Source organism: Pantoea sp. At-9b, from assembly GCF_000175935.2.
Taxonomy (GTDB): Bacteria; Pseudomonadota; Gammaproteobacteria; order Enterobacterales; family Enterobacteriaceae; genus Pantoea.
In genome coordinates, this window is record NC_014837.1 from 3,751,574 (window position 1) to 3,774,966 (window position 23,393).

The following is a 23,393-nucleotide window of genomic DNA, read 5'->3' on the forward strand; positions in this document are numbered from 1 at the left end:
TATAACTAATCTTGGAACTGGTCAGCTTAAACTCAAATAACTTCTCCCCCTATGACTTGGTGCCACTGGTACACCACGAGCGACTAGATGAAATCGCTCAAGTTTAGGTGCAATTATATGAACAACAAATACTGAACCTCTTTCTAAAACAGACCAGTAAGCACTAATATCAGCAGATTTCAATCTATCAATAATTGTATTAATTTGGTTCTTAATTGGCATTGAGGATATTGAATTATTTATTTTGTTTTTTTCATAATCCTCAATTAACTCCTCTCCTCCCAGATAACCAAAGCATCCTTTATCTAATAAGCAACGAGTATAGTTCGGTAGTCTACTAAAATCCAAATCGCCTAAGCCAGGTTTCAATTTACCATTAAAAGTATGTGCATGAAACGACTGGACGGTTTCCAACAAAGCCCTTTCTATCGCATAATCAAATGAAAGTGATGATCCAGATCCAAAGTAACGCCCCTCGCCTTCAACAGATAAAGATGCAAGAGCCACAGGTATATTTAGATCATTTGTTATATCCCAAATTATTACCCTCCCTTTAGTTTCACTTTCAATGACTGATATTAAACTGTGAAGTTGTGATGGGAGATTTAATAAATTTATCCTTCTTACTGGCGCTGCGGCCTTACGAAAAATAGTCCTGATAAGCTCTATTCCAATAGCATCCCGCTCAACAATCTCCAGAAGACCATGGAGTATTGCTTCATCCAATGAAGCTCCACAAGCCGTACCTGAATTAGTGCTATACCTCTTTGCTGAAAATTTATTTAACGCGTTTATCTCCTTTGAATCACTTGGGTTAAAATATGGGTTAGTTAGAAAATATGGGAATGAAAGGGGATCTTCTGAAGAATTAAAAGAATTGTATTTTTTTCGGGAGAAAAAAACATCGTTACTTCCAAAAATTCTTTTGAAGTCTGGTGTGGATAATTGCAACCTATTATCTGCACCATCAAGATCTAATTTCTCTACAGACAAATCATTGGGAGGAATTGAAAATATAGAATGCAGATGCTCTATTGCCTCATACATACCTGATGCAATAGCTTGATCACCAATACCTTTACCAAGCCCATTTGAATATCTTCCAGCCTCATTAATTATTTCGCATTGAGTTGTTTTTATTACGCTTCCATAAGTTTTGATGGAAACATCAAAACCCAACTCATGCAAATAACCATTGGCGTTTTCTATTGCTTGTTTAACATCAATATTACGTTCATTTTCGCTATATGTTTTGAGTGCCCCAGATAGTATCATTTTACCACCTTGCCCATCGTACCTATTTAAAGATAAAAAATATCAATCGGTATTCAATTTTAATATATCTAACAATTCTTGAATTTCCTCAAGTTCAAAATAAATTTGTTTTTCATTCTCCCCACTTATATGTATGCTAATGTTGGTTTTCCCGTTTTTATCTACACCAGCTTCCTCCAGAGCCTCATGCAATCTAATTAGTACAGTTTTAAAGCCAGCCTCTTCACTTTCAAACAGTAAATAACCCATATCCTATCTCCAATTGACTGTCACAGAAGTCATTGTGTCCTGACTTAAATAAATTCTAGTTAAATCAAGCCACATAGCATAGAAAGAACCATTGTATCTCTATAACTACTCGTGTAAAGATAACTAAGTATATAGATTAGAAATGGAATAGATGCATAGTTTTGTTAAGTAAATTAGCCCACTAATTTCTTACTGTACTAAGCAATAGTAAATCACTGCTCGATACCTAGAACTTAAATCCGTTGAATACCATTGATTTTATTATATATTTTTTACGAGCATTTCCATATTTCTTTAGACACGCTAAGTTTAATCCTAACTTTTTATTTTGTATCGATATGTCGTAAAAAACTTCGTTTCAACATTAGGTACAACCAAAAGAGGTAACGTCTATTCTTGGCACAGAGATTTCTATCAGCTTAGGTTAAGCTCTGTGCCGTAACAAGTACCACTGAAAGTCTGAGCTAATACCCTTTAGAACACCGCAACAATCACAACCACAGTGGTTGCTGCTGGTTTCTTCCAGGATGCGGTGGTACAGGTTTAACGCTGCCGGGCTTCATGATGATCTCTGACACTGTCTCATGAGATTTGAAGGTACAACTGCAATTGATGTTCTGGCACTGGTTATAACGTTCTTTGGTTGTTGCCGATACCTGAAAGCTGCTTCGTGTATGTGCGGCATTCCCGCACAGTGGACAATTCATCATTTTAACGCCTCCACAATCCCAATTGAGATGGATATTAATCATTATTTCCCTTTTGCGATAGCATTCATTCCATTTCAAGCGAATCAATTTTTACTTCAAGATCCATACTGGTGGTAAATCCGCTATCACCCAGGCTGTGCGTCAACGTTGTGATAATCCATGCCCCGCCATCGATCTGCTGTTTAAACCCGCTTACCTTTACCGGCATTTCCGTATAGAGATCGGCCCGCCCCCGCGCCAGCTGAATGGAAAACGTCGCCACACCACGTTGCAGACGCTCCCACTGCATTTTGGCGGCACGTTCGGCATTTGCCCTGGTGGCATAGGTCCGGCTCAGTACCAGCACGTTTTCATCCGTGCCAATCAGGTAGTCGCCCTGTTTAGCTTCCGGCTCTTTCTTCGTTGCCGTGCTGGTTTTGCGGCGGCGCTTCACCTTTGTCACTTCTTTCTTTTCCGGTTCACGCGTATGCAGCCAGCTGGCAATCACGCCGGTGTAGGCGTCACGGTCAGCCAGGGTAAAGCGGTGGCTGTCTCCGTCTTTGCGCTGCAACGTCATCACCGGCAGCACTTTACCGCTGGCCGTTTTGCCCTGGCCCTGACGGATAAACAGCAGGTTGCCGTTTTTGATGCAGGCAATCGCGCCACACTGCCGGGCCAGCCGCATCAGAAAGCTGGCGTCGGATTCGTTGGTCTGGTCCAGATGGTCAATCGCCATCTTTGCCACATCATCACCCAGCGCCATCTCCAGCTTGTGCCTGCCCGCAATCTCTTTCACCATGTCGCCCACGGTGGTGTCATGCCATGACTTTTCACGCCGGGTGTTCAGCGTTTCGCGAAAATCCGCGCTGCGCGCACGGAGTACAAGCCGGTCAGGCGCGCCGGTATGCTCGATTTCGTCCACGGTGTAACTGCCTTTCGGTGTCAGCAGCTGCCCCTGCCAGCCCAGCGCCAGCGTGAGCACCACGCCCCGGCGCGGCAGCTGTAACTGGCCGTCGGCGTCGTCCAGCTCAATATCCAGCTGGTCCGCTTCAAAGCCCCGGTTATCCGTGAGCGTGAGGCTAATAAGCCGCTTCTCTATCTTCTGCGTGATGTCAGCCCCTTCCAGCGTCAGCCGGAACGCGGGCGCGTTAGCGGCCCCTGTTACCCATTCTGCACCGGTCATGACAGCAGCCCACCCACAGCAGACGTTAACTGACCGGCGGCACTGGTGGCCGCGCTTTTGATTGCCGTCAGCTGGTCGCTGAGGCTGCCGAACATCTCACCCAGCGACTCATCGGTACGTTTTAGCGTGAGCGTGAACTCGATACGGCGGCATACGCCGTCACTGAAAAACTCCGCTTTGGTCTGGCTCAGGCTCTCAATCACGAACATGCCGTAAATCGTTCCGCTGCCCTCAATCAGCGGCCACGCACGCCCCAGCTCGGCAATCTGCTCCAGCGCAAACAGCGACAGCCGCCCGCCGGTGATTTCCGGCAGCAGCACGCCGGACAGCGTCACGGTGTCGTTATCCGGTCCGAGGAACTGCACGGAAGGGCGAAAGCCAACCCGGTTGTTGGACGGAAACCGCCAGCTGCGCTGGAGTTGCAGCTGCTGGTAAGGGACCGTCTTCAGCATAAAAACGAATAAACCCAGCGTCATCATCATGAATCAAATCCTCCCCGGTCACTGTAGGAACTGCGCGCCCGTGCCTGCGCGTTGCGCTCTTTTTCTTCCAGCCTGCGCATCAGCTCATCCAGCAGGTCGCCCCTGTTCTGCCCCGGTTGCTGCACAATATGGATATCGTATTTACCCCGCATGATGATCGGCGGCCCGGACTGCCCGGCACCGGCTGCGCCTGTTACTGCGGTCTGCGCTTTCGCGGGCAGGGCCATCGGATGAACCGGGCGGGTAGCGGCTGGCGTGGCGGCAACACCCATTGCCAGTGCGGCAGAGGCGGCCAGCGAAGCGGTGCGGCGGCGGCTGATGATACTGGCCGGGCCGTTCACAATTTCCGGCCCGTTCTCGCCCACGATGCCGAACTGCCCGGACGGGATAAACCCGCCGCTGTCATACAGCCCGGCAAAGCCGGTTGCGGATTTCTCGCTGCGACCAGGCACAACCGGCACGGCAGTTTTATCCCCGCCCAGCTTCAGAAAGTCCGGCAGGTAATCGGTGAGGGAAGACAGCTTACTTTTCAGCGCTTCCCACTTCTGACTGATACCTGCCAGCAGGCCATCAATCATCTGTGAACCGGCCTCCTGAAAACGTTCGGGCAACGCCCTGGCAGTATCGACAATCTCTTCCCATTTACCGGCGATTGCCGCTTTGATGCTGTCCCACGCCCCGGCGATACCTGCGCGAATAGCATCCCAGTTTTTATAAATCAGCCCCGGCAGGGTGTAATTCATAAATACCGACTTTATAAACTCCCATGCCCCCGAAACCGCCCCTTTGATTCCTTCCCACGCCGCCGCAGTAAAGTTTTTAATGCCTTCCCACAGTGCGAGGAATTTTGGCCCCAGCGTGTCCCAGTGCTGCCAGATATAAAGCGCACCGGCAGCAATCAAGCCGACAACCGCCAGAATGGGGTTTGCCATCATCAGCCGCCCCAGCCACAGAATGGCATTACCCACGAGGCCCATTGCACCCCGGATAAGACTAAACGCGCTCACGGCTTTGATACCCAGCACGCCGCAGCTGAGACGTAGCATCGCCATCGGGCCGAGGATCGCCGCCGCAGCCAGCGACAGCGCCCCCACCGCAGTGGCAGCAATGGCAAATCCGGCAGTCAGCTTGAACAGCCCTGCCGTCAGCTGCGGGTGCTGCTTAACGAATTCACCCAGTGCACCGGCGAGGTTCCCCAGCCAGTCGGCCAGCTGTTTCAGCGCAGGCGCAACGGTTTCCCCGATGGCGGCCATTGAGTTGGTAAACGAACCGGTGGCGGCTTCCCATTTGTTGCCCAGGGTGTTAAGCGAGGCGTCCACGCGCTCGCGCAGTGATGCCTGATTCTCCAGCTTTGCGGCGGTTTCCCGATAGCCATCCACGCCTTTGGTTATCATGATGTTCAGCACCTGCAACGTCTCCGCATCGTCGCCAAACATCGTTTTCAGCGTTGTCAGCCGCTGCTGCGTGCTGAGTTTTTGCAGCTGCGCCAGCTGTCCGTACATCTTATCGATGCCGCCAAACTCCCCCTTGCCGTTGGTGAAATCGAATTTCACCCCCGTCCCTTTCAGCGCCGCATTGGTCTTTGCGACTTTATTCGCGTCCATCATGCCCTGAAAAACTTTGCGGTAGGCGTTACCCGCCGCCTCACCGGCCATGCTCGACTGGTCCGCCATCACCAGCAGCGGCGCGAAGGTCTTCGCCGCCTCCAGTCCCTTCATCTTGATGATGTCCATCGCGCTGCCGATTTTGGCGTAACCCTGAAGCATGTTTTCCGAATCAACGCCCGCATAAAATCCCTTCTGGATGATATCGGTCAGCGCCATCATGTCCTTTTCGCTGGTCTGCGTCGCATCCTGCAACTTCGCGGCAAACTCTGCCGCATCCGTGGGGGCCATTTTCAGCTGCACGCCAAGATACGCGGTTGCCTCACCCAGCCCGCCCAAAATCACCTGTGCGCTCATGCCCTGACGGCGCAGCATGGTCATCATGTTCTGAAAGTCCGCCGTGGTGCCGGGCAGCTTGTCGCCCAGGCTGACGGCCAGCCGGTTGATTTTCTCAAACTCCGGCGCAACCTTTGCCCCCGGTCCCATCAGTGAGGCGGCCAGCTGCGTGGCGGCGTCTTCCGACTCGGCATAAGCCCGCACCGGGGCCAGCATGGTCATGCCGGTTGTTACGCCGGTTGCCACCATGCCCGCACCGTTCCCGGCCAGGCTGTTACGCATCGCTGTAGTTTTTTCATGGCGCGCCCGGATGGCGGCCAGCTTCTGCTGGCGTTCGCCCAGCTTACGCAGCTCTCCCTGCTGGCGTTCAATGGCTCCGCTGGTCGCCTGTGCATCCGTCTTCAGACGACGTTGTGCGGCACTCAGCTGTTTTGTATCGATCCCGGCGGCGTTCAGTGCCTCGCGCTGGCGCTGCACGGACAGGCGCAGGCCGTTAAAGGTCTGCTGTAACTCACTGGCGCGGTTCTTTGCCTGCTCCAGCACTCTGGCCTGTTGTGCCGTGGGCCGGTTGGTAGCGGCAAACTGTGTTGCCAGCGCGGCCGCCTCCTGCCGGGCGGTCGCCAGATTCTTTTCCGTGATGGCAAGCTGGGCGCGGGTTTTGCGAAAACCATCAATGCGGCCTGCCTGCTCGTTGAGGGATTTCAGGCTGTCTTTGCTGGCCTTCAGGGCGGCGGACAGCTCTTTAGAGCCGTCACGCGCGTTACGAAAGGGGCGGGTGATTTTATCCACCGCGCTTAATACCACCTGCATACGCAGGTTTTTGTCACTCATCGTCACCGGCTCCGCTGCGAAGAATTGCCCTGTGCCGCCACTCCAGCACCTCGGGCAGAGGCATATCGTCCGTAACGGAGGGCGGCCAGTGAAACACCGTGGCGATGTCCGCCACCAAATCGTCTACCGTCAGGCCGTCGGGAAAGCCGACAGCGCCGACTTCGGCAACAAAAAAGTGACCACCTCCACCGACAGGGAAAGCAGGTCAGCCGGGTCCATTTCCACGATTTCGTGCGGTTGCAGTGCCGGTACGCTGATACGCGGTAGCACCACCATCATGGCGTTCACATCCATGTCCATCAGCGCCTGAAGGCGAGTGCCGCGCAGGGAACCGGACTGCGGTTTGCGCAGCAGCACCTGAGTGATAATTTCCTTGCCGCGCTGGATCGGCGTGTCCAGTTCGACGATTTTTTCGATGATTTTGTCAGTCATGATTTTTTCCCGCTAAAGAGGTTAAGAGCGGCAGGGTTTCCCCTGCCGGGGTTATCAGAGGCCGAGTGCGTTACGGTGTTCTTCCATCAGGTCGGTGCCGTCAACGATGTGGATCATGTTCACGAGGTCAATCTCATAGAGCACTTCGCCGTTGATGGTCAGCTTCGCGTAACTGTTGGTGCCGGACACTTTGGTGGTGCTGGATTCACCGGTCTTCCACTCGCCGGAATCCAGCTCCTTGTGCCGACCACGCACCACCAGTTCCACCGCCTGAATTTCGTTGGTGTCATCGCGTTGCAGGGAACCGGTAAAGCGCAGCTGAATACCGTCCACGGTGGCCGTTCCCAGCTGTTTGAACAGCAGGGACTCGGTGCCGCCGATGGTGAATTCGGTATCCAGCGCGCCGTCATCCAGCCCCATATCGATATCCACCGCACCGGCCATGCCGCCACCGCGATACTTTTCAAACTTGCGGGTGACTTTCGGCAGCGTCAGGGATTCGACCAGCCCCTGCCAGTTGTTACCGGCGTTAAACAGGTTGAGGTGCTTGAGTTTGCGGGGTAATGCCATTGGTCTGTCTCCTTATGCGCTGACGCGGCTGGCGAAATCCACCAGGTACTGGTCGGTGATACGCTGACGCAGCAGCAGGTTTTCCAGCGGCGGCACCGGGGTGTAGTCGTAATCGATCAGCAGCTTCCCGGCCTTCAGCGTGTCCTTGTCGTTCACGCTTTCATCCAGCCAGCAGTCCGCGCCGATGAGATAGCCCTGACTGACCAGGCTGCGCAGCTTCGCGCGGATACTCTCGATGATGTCGCGCGCCAGTGACGGGTTCAACGGGCCATCCACCGCCCACATCTGCGCTTCGGCCATCGTGTCCATCAGCACCTGCGCGGTGCGGGTGTAGTTCTCAAACGCAAACAGCGGATCATCACTCAGGCAGCGGGAACCCCAGAAGCGGTAGCCGTCCTTGCGGATCAGCGTGGTGATGTCGTTCTGGTTCAGCAGGCCCGCATCCGTCGCCGGGTCCTGCAAATCCCAGAACACATCCTTTGAAATGCCGGTAACACCGTTCACGCCGACGTTTGAGAGCGACTTATGCCAGCCTGTCTGTTCGTCGATTTTGGCGCGCAGCCCGAGTGCGCGGGCGGTGGCATAGGCCGCCGCGTCTGCGTTCAGTACGGTGCCAAAGCTGATAAAGTCCGGCCAGATAAGCATCCCTTCGCGCTGGCTGAAGTTGGCACGGTAGGCAATGGCTTCTTCCACGGTTTCGCAGCCGTAGGCCGACAGGTAGGAAAACGCGCGCAGGCTCTGCGCCACGCTCAGCAGTTCAGTCGCAACGGCCTGCGTATCATGTCCCGGCACGCCGAGAATGCGCGGCTTTACGCCACAGACAGACTGTGCGGCCAGCAGCGCTTTCATGCCGGTGCGCTGTCCGTTGACCACGCCGCCGATGATGTTGGACGTGGTTTCCGCTTCGGTTTCCCCCTGGGGAACACGCACCACAACGGTGACGGGTTTGGACTGGTCACCGATCGCATCCAGCGAGCGGGCCAGCGTGCCGGATTCCCCGGCCTTGCCGCTGGCGGTGAGCACATCAGTTAACAGCACCGGGCGGTTAAGGGGGAACGTGGCCGCGTCGGCGTCATCGCCGGTGCAGACCAGTCCCACAATCGCCGTGCTGACGGTGGTAATGATTCGGCTGCCTTCGTTGATTTCTTCAACGCGCACGCCGTGGTGGTAATCCTGAGCCATAAAACGAATCTCCGGTTAAGGGGTTCCGTTATGGTCGGCGCTACGCCGGTTTGTCGCACTTACTTGCTGTTGTGTGGGGGATGGCACAACCGACAGCGGTCAGAGGCGAATCACGGGAATGGCGGGGGCGGTGTGTGCCCCCTGTTTGCGGGCTTTCTATTCTGCTGATGTTACTGCGTCTGCGTGGATGAAAATGCCGTCCCGGTAAATATCACCAATCCCGGCTTCTGCCGGATCATCGACACGAACCGCGGTGAAACCCGTCCCCGGCGACCATTCGCTGACACCGTCCCAGCTGACCCGGTTAACCACTGACTTTGTTGCATCATCAATGACTGCATAGGTGTAGGTTTGTTCATCCATTATGCGAACTCCTCAACAATGAATACCCCTGTGGATGCCAGGCCGCCAAGGACAGCCGCCGCGCTGTAGGATAATGCCGCACCACCGCCGCCAGCGCCGCAACCACTTCCGCCGTTACCCGATGCGGCAGAACCTGACCCGGCCACGGCAATCGGACCGCCAGAACCGAGCAGGGAATGCCCGCCGCGCCCGCTGGATGAGTAGCCGGAATAGACTTTACCAAATTCGCCAATCTGTCCCGGAGTGACAATGCCTGAATCCTGCCCCAACAGCGTGGGCGACGTGCGGCCACCGCCTGATGCCTCGGAAAAAGCCGCTGTTGTGCTGTTGGATGCCACTGCTCCGCCAAGCCCGCCGGGGATGGTGACCAGGCTGCCAAACGAGCACGTTCCGCCCTGGTTGCCGGTGCCATAAGTAAGGGCACCGGCAGCACCGATTGTTACCGGAATGCTGGCCGGGAAGGTGCTGAACCAGGCTTCCGCATAACCGGCACCCGCACCACCGCCGCAGGCTGCACAGGTGTTAGCGCTGGTTGCCGGACTCCCGGCACCGTTGCCACCTGTACCGACGCCACGCACGCGAATTTTCTTCGTTGTCGCCTGTGGTGTGAATGTCCCGGATGAGATGAAAATGGTGGTCTTTATCAGTCGGCCAACGGTCCCCGTACTGTCTGCCAGACCGAGATTTTTGATAAACGTGGCCGCACTGGGGATGTCACTGCCGTTTTTCGCAATGTCCATTTTCCCGGCCAGCGCGTTAAGTACCGTGGCGGAGAAGTTCGGATCATTACCCAGCGCGTCGGCCAGCTCTTTCAGCGTGTCCAGCGCCGCCGGTGCACTGCCCGCCAGTGCCGCCAGCGCGGCGGTGACAAAGGCAGTGGTGGCAAGCTGCGTGGAATTATTGCCCGCAGCAGCCGTGGGCGCTTTGGGAATCCCGGTCAGTTCCGGGCTGGCCTTCGGCGCGTACTGCGTATGCGGGTCTGTCGCTTTCAGGTGCGCGGCCATCAGGCTGTCGGCGTACTGCCGCACCTCAAGCACCTGCTCATCCACATACTGACGTGTCGCCAGTACCACGGACGGGTCCACCTTCAGCGTGATGGCATCGGTGCTGCTGACGATGAGGATCATGCGCAGGCGCTGCGTGCGTCCGCTGCCTTCCTGCAACTGCGGTTTGTACGTCTCTGCCGTGTTGCAGACAGCAATCAGCGTCCCGTCCGCGTCAAACAGGCCCATTTCCCTGATCCAGAATCCCCCTTCGGTTTCGGGGATCACCTGTTCGGCAATAATCTGGCTGCCGTTCGCGGAATCAATCGTCAGGGAATTGATGGCCGCCCGGCGCGCCTCATTCACCAGCTTCGTCTGGCTGGCGTTCGGCGTGGGTGTTGTGCCGCCCCCGTCACCGACAGCCATCTGCGTGATGTTCAGCTTTGTACCGAGCGACACGGCATTGGCAATCTTTGCCGCACCGAGGGTTGTCACGATTGCATAAAATTTTGTCATGGTCCCACTTCCAGTAAGTCGATAACGTGAACCGCTGCGCCCGCATAGGCCGGGCCGCTGACGGAAATGATGTCAGGGGTGTAGGGGTAAACGGTCAGGTCGTCACCGTCATAGCAGGCCGCGCCGATAAAATACTGCCCGCCGCTTTGCAGATTGATGGACATCCCCAGCAGGTGACGACTGCATGGTTTTGCGTCACTGATGAGCCGCTCCAGCTCCTGATAGGTTTCTTCAGTAATGCCCTGATCCTGCACGCCGATATCCAGGCGAAACGTGCCCGGCGCTTCCCCGGAGTTCCACCACTCAATGACGCGGATAAGGAAACCGAACGGCTCCACCACGCGGCGCACCGCGCTGATGGTGCCCTTGTGCTGATGGATGTAAAACGCGTCCTGTACCACCTTTCGCTTGACGCTTTCCGCCCAGCTTTCATCCCAGCGGTCCACCGAAAACGCCCAGGCGAGATAAGGCAGAAAGCCGATCGGACAGGTGGCCGGGTTCCACAGATCACGCAACGGCACATCCAGCCCGGAAATGCCGCTGCACGCTTCAGCCAGACGGCGCTCCAGCGCTGAGGAGCCGGGCGGTAACAGGCTGCTGTTCAGATTCATGCGTTCACCTCATCATCCGCCACAGTGACCGTCACTGACGTGCAGTTTCCGGCCTGAGTGCGGTCCATGATGATGTCCGCTGCCGGTTCAGTGATTTCCACCCAGTCCACACCAGCCACGCGCAACACCGCCCCGTAGGACTCACGGCGCACGCTGCGCCCCAGCTTTTTCTGGTCAGCCAGATAGGTGTCCATCGCGGCGTTCGCCGCCTCCAGACAGGGGGCCGCAGCCACGCCATCGAACAGGTGCAACGTGGCTTCCACGCGGTAATCGAATATCTCTGCACCCTGAACGGTCACACGGTCCGCCACCGGACGCACGCTTTCGGCGTTAAGTGCAGTGTCCACTACAGTCAGCAAATCAGCAGCCGCGTTACCTTCGCCCTCCCGGCTTAACACGGTGATCACCACTTCCGCCGGGGCCGGGCTGGTTGCGGACACGTCCATCACGCGACCGTCGGCGCTGCGGGCGTGAAACTCATAAGCTGCCGTCGGACCGGCCACGGAAAGCCCCTCAAAGGCTGCGGGCACCCGCAGGCGCATCGCGTCATCCGATTCCATCACCGCGTCCACCGGCGGCACCGCTTCGGTGTCGGCGGGCGTGACGGTGAGGCGCTCCACGTTATAAGCGGCGGCCAGCTGGTCCAGATCGCTGCTGAGTGCGTAGGCCACCATCACGGCCTGCGCCGCTTCGTTGACGCGCTGGCGCAGCAGGATTTCCCGGTAGGCGTTTTCCTGAAGGATTTTCACCATCGGATCAGATTCCAGCGCCAGCACACGCCGGATTTCCGCCTGCTCATCCGCCGGGTAGAGTGCGATCAGCGCCTCTTTGCGCTCAGTCAGCAGCGCCTCAAATTCAGGCACCTCAATCACTTCCGGTGCGGGTAACTGTGAAAGGTCAATTACTGCCACTGCTTACCCCCGTTGGAATGGACATGGACACCGGTGAGCCATCGACCCGCTGGCCGGTCAGCTCGACCACCATTGAACCGTCAAAGGCACTGGTGATATTCACTGAGTCCAGGCGCACGCGCGGCTCCCAGCGGCTCAGTGCGGTGTAGGTTGCCGCCATCACCTGGAGGCGCGCCACCTCGTTTTGTGGCTGGTCAATCAGCACTGAAAGCAGAGAGCCGTATTCACGCCGGGCGATGCGGCTGCCTTCGGGTGTGACCAGAATGTCGCGCATGGACTGGCGGATGTGGTCAATATCAGTGATGGCTTCACCGGTCTGCCGGTTCATGCCGATGTACATGGTCATTGCGGCCCCCCTGACAGGTCGACGCCCTGTTTCACGCCGTCGTGTTTGTGCTTGTCTGCCACAACACCGTTGGAACTCATCGCACCGCCGCCCTGCGTCACATCACCGTTCATGACGGTATCGCTGTTAATCTGCGTCTGGTCCGCAGTCACGCCAAACTGGCCGGTTTTGAACTGAACGCCGTCCTCCGCTTCAATCAGGACGCTTTTGATGTTTTTAATCAGCAGCTGGCCGGTTTCCGGTTCATACTGAAACCAGCCGCCATCCTGAAACACGGTAGTGCTGCCGTTCTCTGAAGTGTCCGGCGGCGGGAAGGCATCGGAATAAATGGAAGGCAGCGCAAAGGCGGTTTCCAGATTGCCGCCAAGACTCAGCAGCACAACCTGCTCGCCAACGGTGGGTTTCCACCAGGTACGGGTATTCCCGGCGCGACAGGTGAGCCAGTTAATCCAGTTGGTTTCAAGGTCGCCCGTTTTCACCCGGCACAGCCAGTTAACCGGGTCCACTTCGGACACGATGCCGGTGCGGATCAGGTTGGTGATGAGGCGCATGATTTCGGTGAGTTGAGTATTCATACTGTTAGATTCTATGAAAACTCATTAAAATGCTTTGAATGGGCTTTGTGTTGACTTCCACACAATGAAAACAAGGGATTAACAAGGATTAAAAATGGCTCCCTCACAAGATGACAGCGCTAATTATTTTTACATTTTGAACACGCTTGATGCCAGAGCGAAAAAAACAAGGCGCAATGTCTTTGTTCTTATTTATTTCCTTATAATCGTTGTGGCCGGAGTGGTTTTAGTTGCATATAACATAAAAAACACATCCAATTCTCCTTTAGCCAATGCCATTAGTGCGGCAATTGATTCTAGCGATAAGAAACAATTAGCAGAATTTGTACAGAGAACATTTAAAGATCAATTTCAAATTGACACAAAAGCTAAAAGAGAGACAGAAAGTGAATTGGATGACATTAAAAATAACATTGACAAGAACATTGAAAAAATGACTCGCAATGATATCGATAATAGGATTACAGCCAACTGGTTAATTAACTCACAACCAGTTAAAAGCACCTCCGAAAAAATCGCAGAATCCATTGCCTCACTTGTTATTAGCCTGAGTGTATTTATGTTCATTGGGTACGTCATGAGAGTTCTTCTTATTTTCATAAAATATTATATGCAATTAGGTTCTGATTATGAAAATCAGCAAATGGCTTACATGATGAGTAATGGTGAACATGAAATGTTTTCAAAAAACTTAGAATTGCTTCGCGCACATAATATAAACCTTGAAAAAACACCTTCTTTGCCACAAGAAAAGATAATAACTGGATTGCTTGATGCGATTAAAAATGCAAAAGAAAGCATGGTGAAAAACAAGGATAACAACAAATAGTTACCCATCTTGTATGCGCTTATTATCGCAGCCATTTAACAAGCGCTTCTAAAATCGAATTTTCCGATTCATTATTAATACCCAACAATGGGCGTTCAGCATATTTTACAGCATTCCCCTCCCGACTCACTTTTTCACGCAAACCATAGTGATGTACTCTGGCCAGCCTCTGAACAGCAGGAACAAACGCAACTTCTGCCACATTCACGTTAGCTTGTGCCTTCAGATACTTCGCCGTCTTCAGCTTCGCAAACATCTTACGGCGGATACGGCCTTTTTTGCTACGGGCAGTAACACGCCGCGGTTCCCATGCGGTCCCGTCCGGCGCGCGCTGTGCGGTGATATTGGTCTGCTGAATGCGGCGCACATCGCGTGCCACTTCACGCAGCATCTTTGTCCTGGCCGCCGGTTCCAGTTGCGACAGCAATGCATCCAGCCAGGCATCCACTTTATGAAGTTCAGCCACGTTTCACCGTCCAGAACTCTTCGGCCACTTTCGGTTCATCGACTGCCGCAACCTGCATAGTGCCGTCCACCTCGCGGGCGATCACCCGCTCTGTCAGTTTCAGGTTCAGGCTGAGATCACAACGGTCATTGCCGAGAATATCCACCTCAAACGTAAACAACTTTTCGCGTTCGGCGTCGTTCTGCAACGCATCCGGCTGGTTGTCGCGTAGCCAGAACAGGATCGGAGCCATCAACAGATTCTGGTCCCCGCTGAAATCCGTTATCACCACATTCAGCGTGTAGCGGTATTCCCATGATATTGACGCGGCAGAGGTAGCGACCAGCGAACCGTTATCCACGAACAGGTGCAGCCTGTCCGGGTTATCCGCAACATACTTAACGGCCTTAGTCAGGGCGCTGCGCAAGGACTGCGGCTTGTTCATCGTCTTTTTCCTGGCAATTCACAATGGTGTCCACCTTGTCGGCGCAGTTCGCCCAAGCGGCTTCGGTTTCGTCCAGCAAAGTGTTCAGGTCGCCGTTACTGCGCGGGCCTGCCTGTTCCAGGCGGCACCGGGTGATTTTGGGACAGCCACTCACGGTAAGATTCACCTCCGGTGAGGGCCGGTCGCTGCCGCAGCCGGATAACAGCATCAGGCAGAGAGGCATCAGCCCAGCGGCGAAATTCTTCGTTTTCACGTTTCAGTTCCTCAATAGTGCGCTGCCTGCCACGGAGCAACCTGGTGTTTTGCTCGGCGGCGGCATAAAGCTGCGTCTGCGCCCGGCTGCTGGTCTGCGTCAGGATGTTCAGCGCGATCAGCTGGCTGTTTTTCTGCGTTAACTTTTTACCCTGCGCCTCAATGGCTGACTGTTGCGCGTCGATTTTTGTATGTGCGCTGCTGAGTCGCCAGGACTGCACACCCAGCGCCACAACCGCCACCAACAGGATCATTGCCAGAGCGCGAATCATCCCCGGACTCCTTTCAGGCACCAGGCCTGTTCACGCTGACGCCGGTTATCCAGCCCCTGATTAAATACGCCCAGCACATACACCCAGCGGGGCAGTTGCAGACACGCATCCCGCCATCGCCCCTTTTTCAGCAGTGCCACCATCGTGGAGCCGCACACGTTGCCGGTGCCGACGTTGAACGCCAGCGACACCAGCGCGTCATAAACCTGCTGCGGCATAGTGACCGCCACGCAGCGCGCCAGTGCCGCCTCAACGCGTAACACGTTGGTGATGAAGTTCCCCGCCGCCTGCCGTTCGGTAATGCTCCTGCCCGGCACCACGCCGGACGTGTTGCCGATCCCGTCGGTCCATTTGCCCGCGTCGCACTGGTAAGGCTTCAGGCGGCAGCCTTCGGCGTCTGCAATGAGTTTCAGCCCCTCCACTGAGGTGTGCAGTTGCTGAAATCCCGGCAGCGTGGCGGCGATGGCCAGCACCGCGCCAACAACACATCGCTTAACGGTTTGCAGATTCATACTCCTCCCGTGTGATGCGCCCGCGCGCCAGTAACTGATAGGTTTTGTGCTTGTAGTACCAGCTGATAAGCGCCATCAGCAGACCGATAAACACCCCGGCCACGGTGGACACGTCCTTCAGGTCCAGTCCACCCAACCACGCCATCACCACCGCAATGCACCAGGTGATGAAGGTGCTGATTTTTTCCCACATAGTTCAGTCCCAGAGCTGGACGGCCTGCACGGTGGCCGCCGTTGTCACGTCCGGCAGCTCCACCTCCAGCCCGTGCGGAAGGATCGGACCGTGTTCCGCCAGCCCCGGATTTGCCTGTAACACCTGTTCGGTCATGCCCCGCGTGCGCCCGTAGTGACGCCAGCAGAGTGCGTCCAGCGTGTCGTACTGCTGCGCACGCACTTTCATCAGATAAGCTCTACCGTGCAGTGCGGCAGGTTCTGCACGCGGCTGATGGCCCAGCGGGCATCCCGCCACAGGTCGCCGGTGGCGTCTGCCAGCTCATCACCCCGCTTCACGGCGGCGGCGGTGGCGTCATAGTCCTGATAGCGCTCGTTGAGCACGGCACGGGTCCAGCACCACACCGCATTCTGGTAGTGATGCAGGCGGGCACTTTCCCCGGCTAGCTTCTCGCCCGGCACGTCGGCAAGCTGGTTGTAACCGGCCAGCTCCTGACGCTCCCGCCACGCATACAGTTCGGCGTTCACTTCCGACATGGCTGTCAGTACCACCTGTTTCAGACGCTCCGGCGTCACGGTGCCGTCAACGCGCATGGCGCTGCGGAATTTCGCCAGATCAACGTCCGGCCAGAATGAGTTATTGGGGATAATTTCGGGCGTATCCTGCGCCTGCTCCGCCGCAACGAATTTCATTGCTGTGTTTCTCCTGAATAGGTGGGCGGTGGACGGGGTTTTGATACGGCGCTGCCTGTCGCCACCCCGTGCCGCCCCGCGCGTGGGCACGTCCGGTTATCAGCTGGCGTTACGGATTTTCCGCTCCAGCTGCTCAATTTCTTTTTTCACGCCGCATTTCTCATCCAGTTGCAGGGCGCGGCGTAAGTGATTCAGTGCGGACACGGGCTGCGAGTCCGTCAGCACGTTGCCAATGGATTTATGAAGACGGGCGCGTGACTGGTCCGGCATATCCAGATCGCCAATCACATCAAGCGTCTGCATCAGCAGGTCAGCATCAAAAGGGGTATTTGCCAGGAGGGCAGCCTTTGCGGCATCGGCCATTTCCTCCGCCAGCAGCGTCGGCACGTTGCGGTTAAAACCCTGCGGCATCACCCAGCCGTGTTTAATGGCATGGCGGCCAATCGCCAGTGCACCGGCGAAATCACCGGCATCAATGCGCCACAACATCACGTACATCAGCACGTCATCCTGTTGCGCGCCATCGGCGGCCAGCACGCCTTCCACCCAGGCGGCGTATTTCGGCAAAACTTCCACTTTGATTTCGGCCTTTTTGACCGTTGACTGGATGCCTTTCAGGCGGCGACGATCTTCGCCGAGCTGCATCAGCATCAGGTCATAGCCTTTTAAGTGATGGCTATTGCCGCCCTTACGGGCGGCCTCCTGTGCCAGCACGTATTGCGTGTGTCGCTGAAAAGGACTCATCACCATGCTTATGCCTCTGCACTGCTGTCTGCCGGTGCGGCGAACTCGCCCATTTCAATGTTCTCCACCAGGCAAACGCATTCGTAATCTTCAACCACGTATGCCTCGTTGACGGACTCAAAATTCTCAACACGATCGCGTTTCGGGTTATCGATAACGGCACGGCGGCGGCTTTCGTCCTGCCAGTAAATGGAGAGATTATCGAGGCGGGTGATCAGTAAGGCATCAGCCGGGAAGTAAGGCGCACGCACGGCCTGTAGGCCCCCCATGCGTTTCTGGCTGATGATGAGGTCTGCGGCGAGAGCCTCTGTGTTTGGCTGCTGCTGATTCACCAGTGGGAAATATTTATCTGCCAGTAGACCGCGACCACATACCACTACCAGATCGGTGTCGTCCTGATATTGAACGCCAATTTTGCGGTTTACCGCATCCATCACCAGTGCATCAAGATTTGCAAAGTCACCGTTTTTACCTACGCGAATGGAAGATGACAGACTGCCGTCATCCTGCGGGATGCCCTTAATGACATGAACCGGAGATTCCTGGCGGATTTTTTCCAGCCAGCCAATGTTGACGTCCTGTAACAGCGGGTTTTCTAAGCGGTTTGAAGTTTTCTCACGTTTCACACCGTTGAAGCCGATCATGATGCGGTCCAACGCTTGACGCTGAATGATGGCGTCGCGGATGCGGGTCTGAAAGTCCTGAAACTTCGCCCATAAATCCAGCTTCGCATAAGGTAACGCGGTATCGAAATTGGTCTGGGTGCATTTATAGCCAGTGCCATCAATGTAAGTCGGATCGGTCGGCTGGCGCTCCTGCGAAGAAGTATCCGTGGTGCCTGCAATAGTCGAACCCACACCCAGCCCCAGCACCTCGCCTGACTGCTCATCTACAGGGATGATATTAATCATCTGCAGGAAAGCGGCAGACTCTTGAATTTTGCTTTCGAGCTTCTGTGCAACGGACGGCTCTACTGTGAATTTCGCGCTGATGTCCGGCACAGCCACATCGTTAATCTTCGCCAACTGGATGAGGAAGGCATTGAATTTAAATCGAGTAGTTTTTTTCATCAGTCAGTTTCTCTGAAATCGGTTAAGTAATGCGAAGTGATCTGTCTCAGCAGTCGGTCAGGCTTTCGCTGGCACCGGTGCCGCCCGGCGAACGCTGGCGATAGTCTTTTCGGCTGTCCTCCTGACTCAGCTGCTCCTTCAGTTCGGTGAATTCGACCAGTTGCGTTTCCAGTTCGCGCTCCAGCTTGCTCAGACGTTCCTCCTGCCCAACCAGAGCCTTTTCCGTGCGGGTGCTGTACTCCTGCTGTTCGCTGGCAATCAGCTCAACCGCCTGGTGTACGTCGTTAAAACGCGCGTCCTCTGACTGCTGCTGTTTGCTGAACATGGCTTTGATGCGGGTAAACAGGGCAGGTTTTTCGTCCTGCACGTCTTCCAGCTCGATCAGGGTTTCGGTGGCGGCGGTAAACAGGTTTTCCGGGTGCTGCTTACGCTTCGCCAGCGGGTTCTGCTCGGCCTTCGCGCTGAACGCCAGCATCTCGGTGCCGAGGCTGGCAGGATCATCGGTGGCAGCCAGGCCAACCAGATAGGCTTTGCCGGTGTCGGCAAATTTGGTGCTGACTTCCATAGAGGTGAACAGCTTCTGGCCTTTCTTCACCAGCTCCACGAGAGAGTCCGTCGGCAGGATGTCGGCATACAGCGCCATTTTCCCGGCCAGCGGGCCGTCGGTGATTTCTTCAGCAACCAGCGCACTCACCGTACCGTAACGGTTAAAGGTGCTGTCCGGTGCGTAGGACTTGAGGTGCTCCAGATTGATGGTTGCGGTATACACCTGCGGGTTGTAGGCGGCGGACATCTGCACCAGCCATTCACGGGAAATTTCGCGCCCATCCGTGGTGGCACCTTCCACCCCGATGCGAAAGCGTTTTGCTTTTACTGTCATGAGCCAGGCTCCGTTGGAATAAGTCGTAAATCACTTGAGAGCCTTATGTTTGCGGCTGGAGGGGTATCTAAACAACGTGCGGGCATTGTGAGGTAACTGGCACAAAGGACAGTCAGCGAAAGCGACGAGTCAACGCCTTATCGTTGTGCCATGACGAACACACTTGCCCCCGAAGACCTCGATCCCCGCAGACAGGCCATGCTGCTGTACTTTCAGGGATACCGTATTGCCCGCATTGCTGAAATGCTGGGAGAGAAACCCGCAACCGTTCACAGCTGGAAAAAGCGCGACAGGTGGGGCGACTACGGCCCGCTGGATCAGATGCAGCTGACCACCGCCGCACGCTACTGCCAGCTGGTCATGAAGGAGACGAAAGAAGGGAAGGACTACAAGGAAATTGACCTGCTGGCGCGCCAGTCAGAGCGGCACGCCCGCATCGGTAAGTTTAACAACGGCGGAAACGAAGCGGACCTTAACCCGAAGGTGGCAAACCGCAACAGCGGGCCACGTAAGCCGCCGGAAAAGAATGTTTTCAGCGACGAACAGATCGAGAAACTCCAGGAGATTTTTCACGGTTCGATGTTCGGCTACCAGCGCCAGTGGTGGGATGCAGGCAATAAGCACCGCATCCGCAACGTGCTTAAATCCCGCCAGATTGGTGCCACCTACTACTTTGCCCGCGAAGCGCTGATTGACGCGCTGATCACCGGGCGCAACCAGATATTCCTCTCAGCCAGTAAGGCGCAGGCACACGTTTTTAAACAGTACATTATCGAGTTCGCCAAAGAGGTGGATGTGGAGTTGAAAGGCGACCCGATGACACTCTTTAACGGCGCGGGCCTGTACTTCCTCGGCACCAACGCCCGCACCGCTCAGAGCTATCACGGCAATCTGTACCTGGATGAATATTTCTGGATACCGAAATTCCAGGAACTGCGCAAGGTGGCGTCCGGGATGGCACTGCATAAAAAATGGCGACAGACCTATTTTTCCACGCCGTCGAGCCTGACGCACAGTGCCTATCCGTTCTGGTCCGGCGCGCTGTTCAACCGAGGGCGCGCCAAAGCCGACCGCGTGGACATCGACCTGACGCATCCGAACCTTGCGCCGGGGCGATTCTGTGATGACGGCCAGTTTCGCCAGATTGTAACCGTGGAGGATGCAGTGCGTGGGGGATGTAACCTGTTTGACCTCGACCAGCTGCGCATGGAGTACAGCCCGCCGGAATACCAGAACCTGCTGATGTGCGAGTTTGTGGACGATCTCGCCTCGGTGTTCCCGCTGCAACTGTTGCAGAAATGCATGGTGGACAGCTGGGAGGTGTGGACCGACTTTGAGGCACTGGCACTACGCCCGTTCGGCTGGCGCGAGGTATGGATCGGTTACGACCCGGCGAAGGGTACGCAGAACGGCGACAGTGCCGGATGCGTTGTCATCGCGCCGCCTGCTGTTCCGGGAGGCAAGTTCCGCATTCTGGAGCGCCACCAGTGGCGCGGCATGGACTTCCGCGCGCAGGCCGAATCCATCCGCAAACTGACGCAGCAATACAACGTGACCTATATCGGCATCGACTCCACCGGCGTCGGCCTTGGTGTTTACGAGAACGTGAAGATGTTTTTCCCGGCGGTGAAAGAATTTGTCTATAACCCCAATGTCAAAAATGCCCTGGTGCTGAAGGCATTTGACATCATCAGCGGTGGGCGTCTGGAGTTTGACGCCGGACACCTCGACATCGCGCAGTCATTTATGGCAATCCGCCGGACCACCACGGCCAGCGGCAACCGGCCAACTTATGAAGCCAGCCGCAGCGAAGAAGCCAGCCACGCCGATTTAGCCTGGGCGACCATGCACGCACTGGCAAACGAACCGCTACAGGGCGAAGCCGCCCACACCCGAAACATCATGGAGATTTTTTAAATGAGTAAACGCAGGAACCGCACGCGCACGCAGCCCGTGCAGCAACAGCAGATGAGCGGCGGCACGGCAGCAGAGGCGTTTACCTTCGGTGACCCGGTGCCGGTACTGGACCGCCGCGAACTGCTGGACTACGTGGAATGCGTGGTCATGGACAGGTGGTATGAACCACCGGTGAGTTTTGACGGGCTGGCGCGCACGTTCCGCGCAGCCGTACATCACAGTTCGCCCATCAATGTAAAACGCAATATTCTGACCAGTACCTTTATCCCTCACCCGCTTTTGAGTCAGCAGGCGTTTAGCCGTTTTGTGCAGGATTATCTGGTGTTCGGCAATGCGTACCTGGAGAAACGTACTAACCGCCTCGGCGGGGTGTTGTCGCTTGAGCCATCACTGGCGAAATTCACCCGGCGCGGCACGGATTTAGATACCTACTGGTTTGTGCAGTATGGCCTGAACACGCAGCCCTATGAGTTTACGAAAGGCAGCGTGTTTCACCTGATGGAGCCGGATTTGAATCAGGAAGTGTACGGCCTGCCGGAATATCTGTCGGCTATCCCGTCCACTCTGTTAAACGAGTCGGCTACACTGTTCCGCCGCAAATATTACCTGAATGGCAGCCACGCCGGTTTTATCATGTACATGACTGACGCGGCGCAGAATCAGGAAGACGTGGACAATATCCGTAAGGCAATGAAAAGCGCTAAAGGGCCGGGTAACTTCCGCAATCTGTTTATGTATTCGCCCAGCGGGAAGAAAGACGGCATTCAGATCATCCCGTTGTCAGAGGTGGCGGCAAAGGATGAGTTTCTGAACATCAAGAACGTGAGTCGTGATGACATGCTTGCAGCGCACCGTGTGCCGCCGCAGATGATGGGGATCATGCCGAATAATGTTGGGGGGTTTGGTGATATTGAGAAAGCCAGTATAGTATTCGTAAGAAATGAATTACTACCTTTACAATCACGTCTACTCGAGTTAAATAATTGGTTAGGTAGTGAAATAATTAAATTCAAAGAATATAAACTTGATTAAAGGGATGTAAAGTGGATAAAGAAATCACCAAAGCTTGGGCATTTAAAACAATTAACAAGCGTGAACTTAGGTATAAGGGTAATAACGGCTATGATGACAACCCTACTAAACGCTATACTTACGACAACTTAGTTGCAAATCACAAGAGAGTAAGCGATGGAGATCTAGTTGTTATTTATAATAGAAAAGAAATCATAGGCGCAGCCAGAATTGAGTCCATACTAAAAAAAGACACTCTCAAAGAAATCAACAAATGCCCTACACCTGGCTGCAATGCAGATAAGCTGAGAACAAGAGATAAAAAAACACCAAAATGGAGATGTAGCAATGGTCATGAATTTGAAAAAGCAGACAAAGAGAGCATCCCAGTAACACAATACACAGTAAACTTCTCAAAATCATTTGTGAAGATAAAAAAACCATATCTATTACTGGAAGGGAAAATACTAAATCACAACAAACAGCTATCAATTCAGGAAGTAAAATTAGAATGGGCAAAGAATTTATTAAATGGAGTTGATGATCATCTTGAGGAGTTATCGCCGGATGAGTCTATGGAAGCGCCTGCAATTTTTTCAAAAGAAGATTATCGTGACATCGTTAACCGAAGCATTAAACAAAGAAGGGGACAAAAGTCTTTCCGGGAAAACCTCATCAAATCGCATCCTAAGTGCGCAGTAACCAGGTCTGAAATAATAGACATACTTGAGGCCGCCCACATATTCCCCTACAGAAATAGCTCACATAATCACATTAGCAATGGTTTACTTCTCAGAGCAGATATCCATACATTGTTTGATCTAAATTTGATTGCGATAAACCCTAACGACTTGACAGTTGAAATTTCTAAAATTTTGGAAAAAACAGAATATAAAAATTTTGAAAGAGTAAAATTAGAATTAAATCATTCAATATCAATTGAAGCTCTTTTAGAACGGTGGGAACTATTTTCCTGTTCTTAATTTTTTTGAGACCAACATTTTAGATGCTGGT

31 protein-coding genes are annotated in these 23,393 nt (G+C 54.6%); 4 read left to right on the plus strand and 27 right to left on the minus strand.

Annotated elements, in window-relative coordinates; translation table 11 throughout:
• Positions 1–21: 21 nt before the first annotated feature.
• From PAT9B_RS29770 to PAT9B_RS17245, 16 genes are all read right to left on the minus strand, one after another.
• Complete coding sequence (locus tag PAT9B_RS29770) at positions 22–1,275, minus strand: YcaO-like family protein (protein ID WP_013510551.1); 1,254 nt, start codon at positions 1,273–1,275, stop codon at positions 22–24.
• A 42-nt stretch (positions 1,276–1,317) separates the two neighbouring features.
• Positions 1,318–1,524 carry a hypothetical protein gene (locus PAT9B_RS17185; protein WP_013510552.1) on the minus strand — a complete coding sequence of 69 codons (207 nt, stop codon included), beginning with the start codon at positions 1,522–1,524 and terminating at the stop codon, positions 1,318–1,320.
• 491 nt (positions 1,525–2,015) lie between these two features.
• Complete coding sequence (locus PAT9B_RS29775; protein ID WP_013510553.1) at positions 2,016–2,234, minus strand: ogr/Delta-like zinc finger family protein; 219 nt, start codon at positions 2,232–2,234, stop codon at positions 2,016–2,018.
• A gap of 64 nt (positions 2,235–2,298) precedes the next feature.
• Positions 2,299–3,396: a phage late control D family protein gene (locus PAT9B_RS17190; protein ID WP_013510554.1), complete on the minus strand. Its 1,098-nt coding sequence runs from the start codon at positions 3,394–3,396 to the stop codon at positions 2,299–2,301.
• The gene (locus PAT9B_RS17195; RefSeq protein ID WP_013510555.1) at positions 3,393–3,878 is read right to left on the minus strand and encodes a phage tail protein; all 486 of its coding nucleotides are present in this window, start codon (positions 3,876–3,878) and stop codon (positions 3,393–3,395) included. Before PAT9B_RS17195 ends, PAT9B_RS17190 begins: the two co-directional genes overlap by 4 nt.
• Complete coding sequence (locus PAT9B_RS17200) at positions 3,875–6,649, minus strand: phage tail tape measure protein (protein WP_013510556.1); 2,775 nt, start codon at positions 6,647–6,649, stop codon at positions 3,875–3,877. Before PAT9B_RS17200 ends, PAT9B_RS17195 begins: the two co-directional genes overlap by 4 nt.
• Positions 6,642–6,764, minus strand: a complete 123-nt coding sequence (locus PAT9B_RS29780) for a GpE family phage tail protein (protein ID WP_013510557.1) — start codon at positions 6,762–6,764, stop codon at positions 6,642–6,644. The genes PAT9B_RS17200 and PAT9B_RS29780 overlap by 8 nt, the downstream gene beginning before the upstream one ends.
• Positions 6,765–6,778: 14 nt before the next feature.
• Complete coding sequence (locus tag PAT9B_RS17205; protein ID WP_013510558.1) at positions 6,779–7,081, minus strand: phage tail assembly protein; 303 nt, start codon at positions 7,079–7,081, stop codon at positions 6,779–6,781.
• A 54-nt stretch (positions 7,082–7,135) separates the two neighbouring features.
• The gene (locus PAT9B_RS17210; protein ID WP_013510559.1) at positions 7,136–7,651 is read right to left on the minus strand and encodes a phage major tail tube protein; all 516 of its coding nucleotides are present in this window, start codon (positions 7,649–7,651) and stop codon (positions 7,136–7,138) included.
• 12 nt (positions 7,652–7,663) lie between these two features.
• Entirely contained in the window at positions 7,664–8,833 is a 1,170-nt protein-coding gene (locus tag PAT9B_RS17215) for a phage tail sheath protein (RefSeq protein ID WP_013510560.1), read from the minus strand.
• Between the two features lie 156 nt (positions 8,834–8,989).
• Positions 8,990–9,196, minus strand: a complete 207-nt coding sequence (locus PAT9B_RS17220) for a hypothetical protein (protein WP_013510561.1) — start codon at positions 9,194–9,196, stop codon at positions 8,990–8,992.
• A complete protein-coding gene (locus tag PAT9B_RS29785) occupies positions 9,196–10,695 on the minus strand; it encodes a phage tail protein (protein WP_013510562.1) in 1,500 nt (499 codons plus the stop codon). The genes PAT9B_RS17220 and PAT9B_RS29785 overlap by 1 nt, the downstream gene beginning before the upstream one ends.
• A complete protein-coding gene (locus tag PAT9B_RS17230) occupies positions 10,692–11,306 on the minus strand; it encodes a phage tail protein I (protein ID WP_013510563.1) in 615 nt (204 codons plus the stop codon). The genes PAT9B_RS29785 and PAT9B_RS17230 overlap by 4 nt, the downstream gene beginning before the upstream one ends.
• Positions 11,303–12,217 (minus strand): baseplate J/gp47 family protein, encoded by a 915-nt coding sequence (locus PAT9B_RS17235; RefSeq protein WP_013510564.1) that lies wholly within the window; start codon positions 12,215–12,217, stop codon positions 11,303–11,305. Before PAT9B_RS17235 ends, PAT9B_RS17230 begins: the two co-directional genes overlap by 4 nt.
• On the minus strand, positions 12,204–12,563 hold the full coding sequence (locus PAT9B_RS17240) for a GPW/gp25 family protein (protein WP_013510565.1): 360 nt from the start codon (positions 12,561–12,563) through the stop codon (positions 12,204–12,206). The genes PAT9B_RS17235 and PAT9B_RS17240 overlap by 14 nt, the downstream gene beginning before the upstream one ends.
• A complete protein-coding gene (locus tag PAT9B_RS17245; protein ID WP_013510566.1) occupies positions 12,560–13,138 on the minus strand; it encodes a phage baseplate assembly protein V in 579 nt (192 codons plus the stop codon). The genes PAT9B_RS17240 and PAT9B_RS17245 overlap by 4 nt, the downstream gene beginning before the upstream one ends.
• Before the next feature lie 94 nt (positions 13,139–13,232).
• On the opposite strand from PAT9B_RS17245, the gene PAT9B_RS17250 reads away from it, so the two are divergent.
• Complete coding sequence (locus PAT9B_RS17250) at positions 13,233–13,967, plus strand: hypothetical protein (protein ID WP_013510567.1); 735 nt, start codon at positions 13,233–13,235, stop codon at positions 13,965–13,967.
• Positions 13,968–13,989: 22 nt separating this feature from the next.
• On the opposite strand, the gene PAT9B_RS17255 is transcribed toward PAT9B_RS17250, so the two are convergent.
• The 11 genes from PAT9B_RS17255 to PAT9B_RS17300 all read right to left on the minus strand — a co-directional run bounded on the left by PAT9B_RS17255 (position 13,990) and on the right by PAT9B_RS17300 (position 19,451).
• The gene (locus tag PAT9B_RS17255) at positions 13,990–14,433 is read right to left on the minus strand and encodes a phage virion morphogenesis protein (RefSeq protein WP_013510568.1); all 444 of its coding nucleotides are present in this window, start codon (positions 14,431–14,433) and stop codon (positions 13,990–13,992) included.
• Positions 14,426–14,857 (minus strand): phage tail protein, encoded by a 432-nt coding sequence (locus PAT9B_RS17260; RefSeq protein ID WP_013510569.1) that lies wholly within the window; start codon positions 14,855–14,857, stop codon positions 14,426–14,428. The genes PAT9B_RS17255 and PAT9B_RS17260 overlap by 8 nt, the downstream gene beginning before the upstream one ends.
• On the minus strand, positions 14,820–15,065 hold the full coding sequence (gene lysC / locus PAT9B_RS31155) for an Rz1-like lysis system protein LysC (RefSeq protein ID WP_255360046.1): 246 nt from the start codon (positions 15,063–15,065) through the stop codon (positions 14,820–14,822). The genes PAT9B_RS17260 and lysC overlap by 38 nt, the downstream gene beginning before the upstream one ends.
• Positions 14,953–15,381 (minus strand): Rz-like lysis system protein LysB, encoded by a 429-nt coding sequence (lysB, locus tag PAT9B_RS17265; RefSeq protein ID WP_013510570.1) that lies wholly within the window; start codon positions 15,379–15,381, stop codon positions 14,953–14,955. Before lysB ends, lysC begins: the two co-directional genes overlap by 113 nt.
• Positions 15,378–15,893, minus strand: coding sequence for a lysozyme (locus PAT9B_RS17270; protein ID WP_013510571.1), 516 nt, complete (start codon positions 15,891–15,893; stop codon positions 15,378–15,380). The genes lysB and PAT9B_RS17270 overlap by 4 nt, the downstream gene beginning before the upstream one ends.
• On the minus strand, positions 15,874–16,086 hold the full coding sequence (locus PAT9B_RS17275; protein ID WP_013510572.1) for an HP1 family phage holin: 213 nt from the start codon (positions 16,084–16,086) through the stop codon (positions 15,874–15,876). The genes PAT9B_RS17270 and PAT9B_RS17275 overlap by 20 nt, the downstream gene beginning before the upstream one ends.
• Before the next feature lie 3 nt (positions 16,087–16,089).
• Positions 16,090–16,293, minus strand: a complete 204-nt coding sequence (locus tag PAT9B_RS17280; RefSeq protein ID WP_013510573.1) for a tail protein X — start codon at positions 16,291–16,293, stop codon at positions 16,090–16,092.
• On the minus strand, positions 16,293–16,757 hold the full coding sequence (locus PAT9B_RS17285; RefSeq protein WP_013510574.1) for a head completion/stabilization protein: 465 nt from the start codon (positions 16,755–16,757) through the stop codon (positions 16,293–16,295). Before PAT9B_RS17285 ends, PAT9B_RS17280 begins: the two co-directional genes overlap by 1 nt.
• 99 nt (positions 16,758–16,856) lie before the next feature.
• Positions 16,857–17,507: a terminase endonuclease subunit gene (locus PAT9B_RS17290; protein WP_013510575.1), complete on the minus strand. Its 651-nt coding sequence runs from the start codon at positions 17,505–17,507 to the stop codon at positions 16,857–16,859.
• A gap of 2 nt (positions 17,508–17,509) precedes the next feature.
• Positions 17,510–18,571: a phage major capsid protein, P2 family gene (locus tag PAT9B_RS17295; protein ID WP_013510576.1), complete on the minus strand. Its 1,062-nt coding sequence runs from the start codon at positions 18,569–18,571 to the stop codon at positions 17,510–17,512.
• Between the two features lie 46 nt (positions 18,572–18,617).
• Positions 18,618–19,451, minus strand: a complete 834-nt coding sequence (locus PAT9B_RS17300) for a GPO family capsid scaffolding protein (RefSeq protein WP_013510577.1) — start codon at positions 19,449–19,451, stop codon at positions 18,618–18,620.
• A gap of 150 nt (positions 19,452–19,601) precedes the next feature.
• On the opposite strand from PAT9B_RS17300, the gene PAT9B_RS17305 reads away from it, so the two are divergent.
• Genes PAT9B_RS17305 through PAT9B_RS17315 form a run of 3 tightly spaced genes read left to right on the plus strand, consistent with a single transcriptional unit; the run spans position 19,602 to position 23,362 of the window.
• A complete protein-coding gene (locus PAT9B_RS17305) occupies positions 19,602–21,368 on the plus strand; it encodes a terminase ATPase subunit family protein (protein WP_013510578.1) in 1,767 nt (588 codons plus the stop codon).
• Positions 21,369–22,400, plus strand: coding sequence for a phage portal protein (locus PAT9B_RS17310; protein ID WP_013510579.1), 1,032 nt, complete (start codon positions 21,369–21,371; stop codon positions 22,398–22,400).
• Between the two features lie 11 nt (positions 22,401–22,411).
• The gene (locus PAT9B_RS17315; RefSeq protein ID WP_013510580.1) at positions 22,412–23,362 is read left to right on the plus strand and encodes an HNH endonuclease; all 951 of its coding nucleotides are present in this window, start codon (positions 22,412–22,414) and stop codon (positions 23,360–23,362) included.
• The last annotated feature ends 31 nt before the right edge of the window (positions 23,363–23,393 follow it).